Below are 8,873 nucleotides of genomic sequence, written 5' to 3'. Positions count from 1 at the left end.
TTTCTCACGAAAACCAAGATCCAATATAGTCGCTTGCAAGATACAAGGCTGGGTCATGACCCAGCATTGCCGACGTCAATATCACGAACATGCTGGGTTGAGACCCAGCCTACGACTGAGAATTGAAGTGTTCGCACAAATCGAACCCAAAGCAATATTCGCAATTCTCCACTGGGTGGTGGTCTTCATCATTCCTATTGGCACAACTCGTAGCAAGCAAATCCCAAAGTCAGAACTATGGACGGCGATGCGAAGTCGGCTACAAATTGTGATCGCGTTGAGTTTTATCAGTGGCTTCTTGAACGCAACGATGAGCGGCACGATCGGCTTCTACGGCGGATTTCTCGGTGCATTTTTGAGTTGGAGCTGGCTTTTACTTGTCAAATATGTCGCCACCCACGGATCGAAAGGACCAATATCTCCACGCCACAATGCCAAGCGATTCCCGGAGCAAGACTGATCGAAATCAGTGAAATGCAAATCTAATGTTCTTGTCTCTGGCAAATTTGGAGAGTTCTTTCTCACGCTCGTAAGCAAGATCCGAACCGATGACCACCACTTCACGAAGGGACGGTGAATCGCAAAGCTGATAGAATCCCTGTTCTTGGATTGGAGTATTAGCGATCGTGATACCGGCAAGGGAAGGACAACTTGAAAGATAGGCAACACCACTCGCCGTCAAGTTGGCATCGCTGATAGTCAACTTTGTCAATTCGGACATTTTCGAAATCGCTGCCATGAGTTCGTCGTTGACGCCGGGACCGCTGACACTCAATCGATAAACCGTGTCACATTTTGCCAACGACAAAAGCTTTTTCGACGATTCTTCGTCTTCAATCAGAATGCTAAGACCGTATATTCGCCCATGCTTTTCCATCACCAATCCGCCGAGAGAAATGACATCTCTAGAGACGTTCCGACACTCGAGGCTAGACGGGGAATTGCAGCCCGTTGCAAGAATGGAAATTGCGATACCTATCAGTACAAATTGACCGACGGAGCCTTTCCTCATCTCAAATCCTAATTTCTCGCAATCATCCATTCCTGATCGCCATTATATAGCCACATGAACCCGGAAACACTCTTCAAGATCTTCAACACCGCCGTTCTGCCGGGGTGGTTGATTCTGTTGTTCGCACCACGCTGGCGGATCGGCGTAGAGTGGGTTGCTGGGAAGATTTTACCCGCAGTATTGGCGGTTGGCTATCTCGTATTGTTCGTCACACAGATCGGCCACATCGAAGGCGGGTTTCAGTCGCTCGCCGGGGTTCGGCAACTCTTCAGCAACGAGTCCGTTCTGCTCGCCGGCTGGGTGCACTACTTGGCATTCGACTTGTTCATCGGCAGTTGGGAAGTGCAAGACGCCCAACAAAATGGCATCTCGCACTGGTTCGTCGTGCCGTGCCTAGTATTCACATTCCTCAGCGGCCCAATTGGGCTGTTGCTGTATCTCATCGTACGCACGGTCGGCGTCGCCCGACAGAAACCGTAGAGTAGATCGTGTCCAATTTCGCATTTGCCAGCGTCAACGCGTGCCACTGCTGGCTTGTCCAGCAGTGTTTATAGCGACTCCCGGACCGCTGGTCACTCGCACTGCTAGCCAAGCTAGCAGTGGCACACAACTTCTTTCTTTGGAATAGGTCGTGTTCCTGGCAATCTCACAAATGCGCAATCGTACGTGACCCAGCCTACCGATGGCCCATCATCACCCCAGACGTCATCACATCATCAAGTCTCGACGGATGCCGGGGCCGGGGTTTCGCGGAGTTGCCGGGCTTGGGCGGCGGAGGTGTCTAGCGAGAGGCGAATCGTCACGCCCCAACGGCCGGTTTCGTCGGCGGTGATGTGCCAATGGGGGAACACCATCGTGCTTTGATGCACGAGTTCGTAACCGCCTTCGGATTGGCTGATGGTTTCGATGGGAGCGGTCCACACATTCGCGGGCTGTGAGATTTCCAGACCCGCGTCGAGACCGAGCCATTCGTCGACGAGGCCGATGCGTTCGCAATCGTCGAGCGTGAGTCGCGTTTCGAGTTGGCCGAGTTGTCGACCGCCCGCATCATAGAAATAACGATCCGGTGCCCCGGCGGCCATCCCGGCGAAGTTGAACTCCACACCAAATTGAATCGGCTGACCGACCGGCAGGTTCTCGAGCAGGTAATTGAACTCCAGCATGTTCCCGCTGGCGGTGTTTAAGCCGACCGTCTTAGTCACTTGCACAGCGTGTTCGCCGATGTATCCGGTGCGGGTCATCACACATTCGGCTCGCGTTTCGGACCGACGCAGTGTCGTTTCATACGTCCCGCTGGCGAAATCGCTGATGACGCCTTCGCTGCGTTGGAATTGTTCGGCGGTCGTTCCCGGTTCGAGGAAATGATCGACGAGCGACTTTCGACGCCAAGCATCGTAGACGATTTTCTTGTCAAGATCGGGCTGCTTGAATTTGACGGACCCGTGAATGCTGGCGATGTCACCGGCGCTAGTTTCACCGGCACCGGCGGCTCGGATCAAGTCGTGATACGGTTCCGGTCGTCGATCGAGTGTTGCGAGCAAGTTATGCTTGATGCTTCGCAAGTCGAGTTCATAGAGATGCCCGCCCGATGCAGGGGACAACCATGCCACTAACCGGTCACCCGACAATTTCACTTCCTGACGCGCATCGAGATCGTAGTCGGCGGATTGAATCTCCACCCAACGCGACTCGTGATTGCGGGCCTTTTCGAGCAAGTTGTCGGCCGCGATGAGGTGCTTGTAGATCGCGTTTCGCAGGTGAGGCAAATACAACCCACCGAACGCCCCGTGCCAATACGGGCAGTTGCATTGGCCACGATACAACTCCTGCCGAGCTTCCTGCACCAAACTCGGCACATCTTCACTTTGGCCGGTTTGATGCAAGTCTTCTAAGCGTCGGCTGACGTCCAACATGCGGACGTACATTTCGTTGGTTTCCGGATACTTCACACGGAAGTTCCGCCAGAAACCGCCTCGCAAAAATGGCTTGAGCAAATGCCAATCGGCGTCGTGTTCGCGTTGATTTCGCACACGGAGATACTGCACTTGCCGATCCGTCGGCAACGCCCATTCCGTCATTTCCCGGTAGCTCGAATCGGGTAGATAGATCGTGCCCGTCGGCGGGACGGCATCAACGGCCTCCGATGCGGTGCACACTTTCAGCCATTCCTGGTTGTGCATCAACTCATCGAAGAATCGTCGCAGCCAGTTGTCGCCATAGACATGCTGATGCGTTTCCGGCCAACTGCCGAGTTTCTCGCCGTCATCCCCGAACGTGCAAATCGCATTCGGCGAACGCTCGGCGACGTGACGCAGAAAGTCAATTGTCTCGTGCGGTTCGCGGAAGGGGATCGTGTACCGCAGCGTCTCGCTGACCGGGAAGATCTTCAGCGTGTTGCCTTCATCTTCGGTCAGGTAGTAACCGTCGAGTTCGTGCTCGTGGAGACCGGCAGCGCGGAAGTGCGTGTCGTCGAGAATCGTATACTCGATACCGCTACGCGCGATGTCACCAGCGAACGATTGCTCCCAAACTCGCTCAGGAACCCACATGCCCCGCACGTGCGAACCGAACAGTTGCTTGAGATAATTCGCGTAAGAAACAATCTGACCGACGCGGTCCCGCCGGGGAATGCTGGCCAAAATCGGTTCATAGAACGGCCCGCCGAGGATTTCGATTTGTCCTCGTTCGACGAGAGCCCGCACACGATCGATGTATTCGGGTTTGGCATCAACCAGCCATTCCAGCAAACTGCCGGAGGTGTGCAGACACACCGGAATTTGCGGATAGTCTTCGAGGACATCAAGAAACGGTGCGTAGGCATCGGCGTAGGCGGCCTCGAACACGTTTTCAAAGTTGCCGATCGGCTGATGATTGTGAACGGCCAACACAAGCCGGACGCGGCAGCTCATCGATGACATCCTTTCCACCCCAGAAATTCTCGGGTGCGATTCAAAAAACTTGAGTGTATTCTTGTTTCGGCCGACTGTTTCACACAACCCGACCGGAATTCTCCTATTGGACCGATTTTGCCACAAAAGGGAAATCCCGGAACGCCAGTTTTCGACTGATCAGCGAGATTCCGCAAACACAAAGCTCGCACGTTACGCAGACCGCCCAATTTTACGGCTAAATCTCATTGTTACCGCACTCAACAGGATCGCTCGCCATGAGTAACAAATTAATTTGGATGCTCTCCCCAGCCATTTACGGAACGCTCGCCATGTTGGCAGCGTATCTCTCCGGCGACAAAAGCATGGTGCTGGGTTCCGCTGTGGGCGGTGCCATCGCCGGAGCAATGGTCGCCATCTTCGCCACCGCAGGCGAGAAGGATTGAACCTTCAGACCGCCAAAACACCAACGCGTGGCGTACGGCAATCATTCCATTTTAAGACGACCGGGGAAGACAAAACTCCGCGTCTGTCGGTCAAAATCCGGTGCGGATGTAGACTCCAATCCCAGACTTTTTAATACTGCATGGCAAGTCGCGAATGCGAGTGCCATGGGTGTCGTGTCGACTGGATTAGTATGCAGTCGAGTGACAATAACTCCCAGGTCATTAGACTCAGCCACGCAATGGAATGCATACGCGGCTCCGAACCCGATAGCCGCTACATAGCGTCCGGACTCATCATCACACAGACCGCATTCAAGTGTCACTAACGGCATACCCTCCGCGCGTCTGATTGTCATGAGTTCAATGTCCGCAAAGATTCCCCAACCGCCGATCTGTTCCTTGAGGCAATACTTTCCCGTTGACCCCACTGGCATGTGTCTCGACCCTTCTCTTCTGTCGAATTCCCGTTTTGGAGATTCGTAGGTCAGGCTGTGCCTGACGATTACGCTCTGATGTCAGGCACAGCCTGACCTACAGCTCTTGGTTCAATGGAATTTGAGAAGATTTTTATCGACTCTTCCGCGAGTGCCATTTCAGTGTAGTGACGGCGGACGTTCTCATAGCCGGTTTTGGCGAGTGCGAGTCTTTGATCTTTATCGAGCATTAACTGTTCTAGGCGGTCAGCGAGTTCTTCGGCACTTGTTGGGTCGACTAGTAAACCGCCGCCGGTGCTTTCGATGAGTTCAGGGAAGGCACCGTGACGGGGTTGCACGAGGGGGGTGCCGTTGGCAAGGGCTTCTAACACCGGTAGACCCTTCGGTTCGTGATAGTCTGTCGGCACGCTCAGCACATCAAAACTTTTGAGAAGTGCAACTTTGTCGGCGACCGAATCGGGACTACCGGCGTAGTGTATGGGGAGGTTTCGACTCGCGGCGAATGAGAGTAACCCTTTGAAATACTTACGGTCGCGTTTGCCAAGATATCCGGCGACGATGAGTCGCGAGTTGGGTTGGCGATTATGCAGAATCTGAAAGGCATTCACGAGATTGTGAAAACCTTTCTCCGGGCAAATGCGAGCGAAGTAACCGATGGTGAAGTGTTCGTTTTCACGATCGGTCGGAAGGCCATCGTGTTCGCTGACATCGATCCCCAACGGCACGCGGTGAAAGCGGTCGATCGGCAAATCGAGCAGGTTTGCCATGAAGTCGCGATAGTAATGACTGTGCGTGAGGAACCCGTCAAAGTCGCGACACCGTTCGTGAATTTTGGCGATGGCGGCGGTGCGGAACTTCTCCGGCAAGTCCATCAGGAAAATATCATCGCCTTGGAGCATACAAAAGATCTTGACGGCATCGCCGAGCCGTTCCCGCAGCGTTCGCACGACACCGACGAGAAGCGCGTTGCTGAAGACGATGACATCCGGCGCGAGGTCTTTGACGAAGGTGGCGAATTCGGCGATCTCACGATGGTTCGGTCCTTTTTCGCCGTCAAGCATTGCGAGCGTGAGCGGGCCAAGTTGGGCGGCATCGTTCGAAACGCCGAACTTCGTCGCCCAACGGATAACACGCGGCGAATCCAACCACCGCACCAACGGACGCGGAATCTTCCGCCACAATGGCACACGGTAATCGAGATACACATTGATCCCGCCGAGAAACACCTCCGAGACGGACAGATTCTGTTCGTCGACGCGAATCGGGGTGTAGGTGGGAATCAGCGAAACTTCGTGTCCGGCTTCTTGGAGTGCTTTCGCCCAGGTGTTGTCATGCATGCAGGAGCCGCAAAACATGCCCGCTCCGCCCGCGGTGACAATCGCAATATGCATTCGATGCTCGCTTCTCGCTGGTTAAATCTCTGCAACGTAGGTTCCGTTCTCAGAGATTGTGAGAGGCACGTCAAGGGACAGCCTTCCCACTCATGATTTCGCCAGCGAGTAACAAACGATGCCTTGATTGGTTCGCAGATACAATCGGCCATCGACGAATGCTGGGGAGACGCAATCGCGAGGTTGAAAACGCACGACTTGGTCTTTCCACCGTTTCAACGCTTCCAATTGTCCTTCAGATGTTTTTTCCAGTTCGTCGATGCCGAGTTTTTCGCGAAGAACTTCCACGGGGGCGAGTGTGCCGTCTTCACTGATGCGGGCATCGTAAAGCGGAGTGAAATCGTCCGTTGAGTTCGAGACGCACATCACACCGCCGAACGTGTAAAACACCGCATTGCCGACCGCGATGGGGGAGGTAAACCGTGGACGATCCTGGTCAATCGGGCCTTGCCAAATCAGTTGGCCATCGTCGAGATTCACACAGACGAAATCCGCACCACCTTGGGCATACACTCGGTTGCCGACGACCACGGGGCTGGAACCTTGATCGGAAATGCGACGGTACATCCATTCAAGTTCCGGGCCGTCTTCAGTCAGTCGATAACATCGCAAACCTCCTTTGCGACTGCTGGCGTAGGTGATGAGTTTGTCACCTGCGATTGCGGGCGTGGCCTGTCCGCCGCCACTGTCGATCCGCCATTGTTCCTTGCCCGTTTCAGCATCGACGCACACGACCCCGACGCCGGGGACGTCGACGAGGACTTTTGTGCCAGTCTTGCTCTGCCAGGCAACGGGACTGCTATGGATGGCGTTCTCTTTGGAGAATTCACTTTTCCACTGCAGCGACCCCGTTTTTCGATCGAACGCCACTAACCGTTCCGCCATGACGACAACAGAGTCGTCCACGATCAAGGGTGACGAGCAAATCGGGCGTTGTTCTAGGTCCGCGATCGGAATCGCCGATTCCCATTCGATTTTTCCATTGTTGCGACGGATGGAAACCAAATGCCGGTCGGCTCCCACATAGACCACGCTGTTTTCAGTCACCGCAGGCGTGCTGGATTGTCGCCAACGTGTCGGAGCACTCGGGCGATCCGCTGTCCATTCGAGTTCACCGGTTTTGGCGTCGAGACAAACGATTCGGTCCAAAACCTGATAGAGCTTTTCTTGTCGTTCAATGCTTTCCTTCCGACGATTATCGTCGTATTCATTTCGCTCGGCGTCGGTCAGTTCTGCTAATTCCTCGTCGCTGAGATTGGGATATTTTGGTGGTGGCAGGGTCACATCTTCCCGACGCTCGCGGGCATGACAGTAGACATAGACAAAGCCATCGGCAATCACCGGGCTAGACCACCCCCCATTGCCCGAGAAGGCTTCAGTGTGGAACCATACTGGTTTCAACCCGTTCGCAGGAAGTTCTTCGAGGAGCGTTTGATCGGTCTGGATATGTCCGTCGCGGTTTGGTCCCCGCCATTGGGACCAGCTTTCCGCATGTGCGGCCGTTAGCAGCGTTCCACCGAGCAGGAAACAGAGTCCTCCGATCATGGGTCCAAGCGAATACAACATCAGTTAGCTCCTAGCGGTCTTACAGAGGGTGAATCCGATTTCCACAATGGAAACGGAACCCCATCCATGCAAGAATTGTTCCCAGGTCGCAATTATCAAATCAACAACCGAGAATACGTCTGTGACTGACCGTCCTCGACGATTGGCCGGTCGTCGATGACTCAAGTTGGCTGGCGGACGGCCAACTTTTCTATGAGTAGGAACCGCCCATGTCGCCCGCCAAATCTGAACGTCGTTACTCCTGGGTTGTCGGCGGCGAACCGTTTTCCTGGGGTGAGTTGCCGACGTTGATGGGCATTGTGAATGTCACGCCGGACAGCTTCTCCGACGGCGGCAACTGGTTGGACCCGCAGCAAGCGGTCGAACATGCCTTGAGTCTGGTCGAGCAGGAGGCCGGCATTCTCGATATCGGCGGCGAATCCACCCGTCCTGGTGCGGAACCGGTCTCGACCGACGAAGAACTTCGCCGTGTGCTACCGGTCGTCGAGGAATTGGCCTCGCAAACGAATGTGCCAATCTCAATTGACACGACCAAAGCCGAAGTCGCTCGGCGAACATTGGCAGCCGGCGCGACCATTGTGAATGATATCTCTGGCCTGACGTTCGATCCCGACATGCCCGGTGCCTGTGCCGAAGCAAATGCCGCCGTGATTTGCATGCACATCCAAGGCACGCCACAAACCATGCAAAACGAACCGCATTACGAAGACGTCTTGCGTGAGGTGCTCGAATTTTTGCAATGTCGGCTGGAAGCCTTGGAATCCGCAGGAATTTCGCGGGAACGAATCGTGCTCGATCCGGGAATCGGCTTCGGAAAAACCGCCAAGCACAATCTGGAATTACTGACGAACATTGCGACTCTCCGATCACTCGAAAGACCGCTGCTAATTGGACATTCCCGAAAACGATTTCTCAAAGCGATTCTAGGTCGCCCGGTCGAGGAACGTTCGAGTGGCACTCTTGGCGTATCTATTGCGTTGGCGGACCAAGGTGCGGACATCCTCCGGGTGCACGATGTGGCCGCCGTCCGGGATGCACTGACCGCTTGGCAGACGATCATGCCAGGTCGCACAAGTCCATTTTGATATTTCCCCACAAAATCGGTGGACATCTGATTTATCGCATGGCATTATGAA

At 54.6% G+C, this 8,873-nt stretch carries 9 protein-coding genes; 4 read left to right on the top strand and 5 right to left on the bottom strand.

Features of this window, described 5'->3' with window-relative positions; translation table 11 throughout:
- The first annotated feature begins 55 nt into the window (after window positions 1–55).
- Window positions 56–460 carry a hypothetical protein gene (locus AC5DDB_RS27565; RefSeq protein WP_491742990.1) on the top strand — a complete coding sequence of 135 codons (405 nt, stop codon included), beginning with the start codon at window positions 56–58 and terminating at the stop codon, window positions 458–460.
- Between the two features lie 6 nt (window positions 461–466).
- Here the strand turns inward: AC5DDB_RS27565 and AC5DDB_RS27560 are convergent, their stop codons facing one another.
- Complete coding sequence (locus AC5DDB_RS27560; protein ID WP_491742989.1) at window positions 467–1,042, bottom strand: hypothetical protein; 576 nt, start codon at window positions 1,040–1,042, stop codon at window positions 467–469.
- Between the two features lie 24 nt (window positions 1,043–1,066).
- Between AC5DDB_RS27560 and AC5DDB_RS27555 the strand changes: the two genes are divergently transcribed.
- Complete coding sequence (locus AC5DDB_RS27555; RefSeq protein WP_491742988.1) at window positions 1,067–1,492, top strand: ABA4-like family protein; 426 nt, start codon at window positions 1,067–1,069, stop codon at window positions 1,490–1,492.
- A 236-nt stretch (window positions 1,493–1,728) separates the two neighbouring features.
- Here AC5DDB_RS27555 and AC5DDB_RS27550 read toward each other — a convergent pair whose 3' ends face one another.
- Window positions 1,729–3,921, bottom strand: a complete 2,193-nt coding sequence (locus AC5DDB_RS27550) for an alpha-amylase/4-alpha-glucanotransferase domain-containing protein (RefSeq protein ID WP_491742987.1) — start codon at window positions 3,919–3,921, stop codon at window positions 1,729–1,731.
- Window positions 3,922–4,178: 257 nt separating this feature from the next.
- Between AC5DDB_RS27550 and AC5DDB_RS27545 the strand changes: the two genes are divergently transcribed.
- Window positions 4,179–4,346 carry a hypothetical protein gene (locus AC5DDB_RS27545; RefSeq protein ID WP_491742986.1) on the top strand — a complete coding sequence of 56 codons (168 nt, stop codon included), beginning with the start codon at window positions 4,179–4,181 and terminating at the stop codon, window positions 4,344–4,346.
- Window positions 4,347–4,387: 41 nt separating this feature from the next.
- Here AC5DDB_RS27545 and AC5DDB_RS27540 read toward each other — a convergent pair whose 3' ends face one another.
- The 3 genes from AC5DDB_RS27540 to AC5DDB_RS27530 all read right to left on the bottom strand — a co-directional run bounded on the left by AC5DDB_RS27540 (window position 4,388) and on the right by AC5DDB_RS27530 (window position 7,737).
- The gene (locus AC5DDB_RS27540; protein ID WP_491742985.1) at window positions 4,388–4,780 is read right to left on the bottom strand and encodes a hypothetical protein; all 393 of its coding nucleotides are present in this window, start codon (window positions 4,778–4,780) and stop codon (window positions 4,388–4,390) included.
- 68 nt (window positions 4,781–4,848) lie between these two features.
- The gene (locus tag AC5DDB_RS27535; protein ID WP_491742984.1) at window positions 4,849–6,171 is read right to left on the bottom strand and encodes a glycosyltransferase family 4 protein; all 1,323 of its coding nucleotides are present in this window, start codon (window positions 6,169–6,171) and stop codon (window positions 4,849–4,851) included.
- Between the two features lie 90 nt (window positions 6,172–6,261).
- Window positions 6,262–7,737: an outer membrane protein assembly factor BamB family protein gene (locus tag AC5DDB_RS27530; RefSeq protein WP_491742983.1), complete on the bottom strand. Its 1,476-nt coding sequence runs from the start codon at window positions 7,735–7,737 to the stop codon at window positions 6,262–6,264.
- A gap of 209 nt (window positions 7,738–7,946) precedes the next feature.
- Here AC5DDB_RS27530 and folP point away from each other — a divergent pair, with 209 nt between their 5' ends.
- Window positions 7,947–8,822: a dihydropteroate synthase gene (gene folP / locus AC5DDB_RS27525; RefSeq protein ID WP_491742982.1), complete on the top strand. Its 876-nt coding sequence runs from the start codon at window positions 7,947–7,949 to the stop codon at window positions 8,820–8,822.
- Window positions 8,823–8,873: the final 51 nt, after the last annotated feature.

Source organism: Thalassoroseus sp. (genome assembly GCF_984380535.1).
This window is presented reverse-complemented; position numbering and strand designations above follow the sequence as displayed.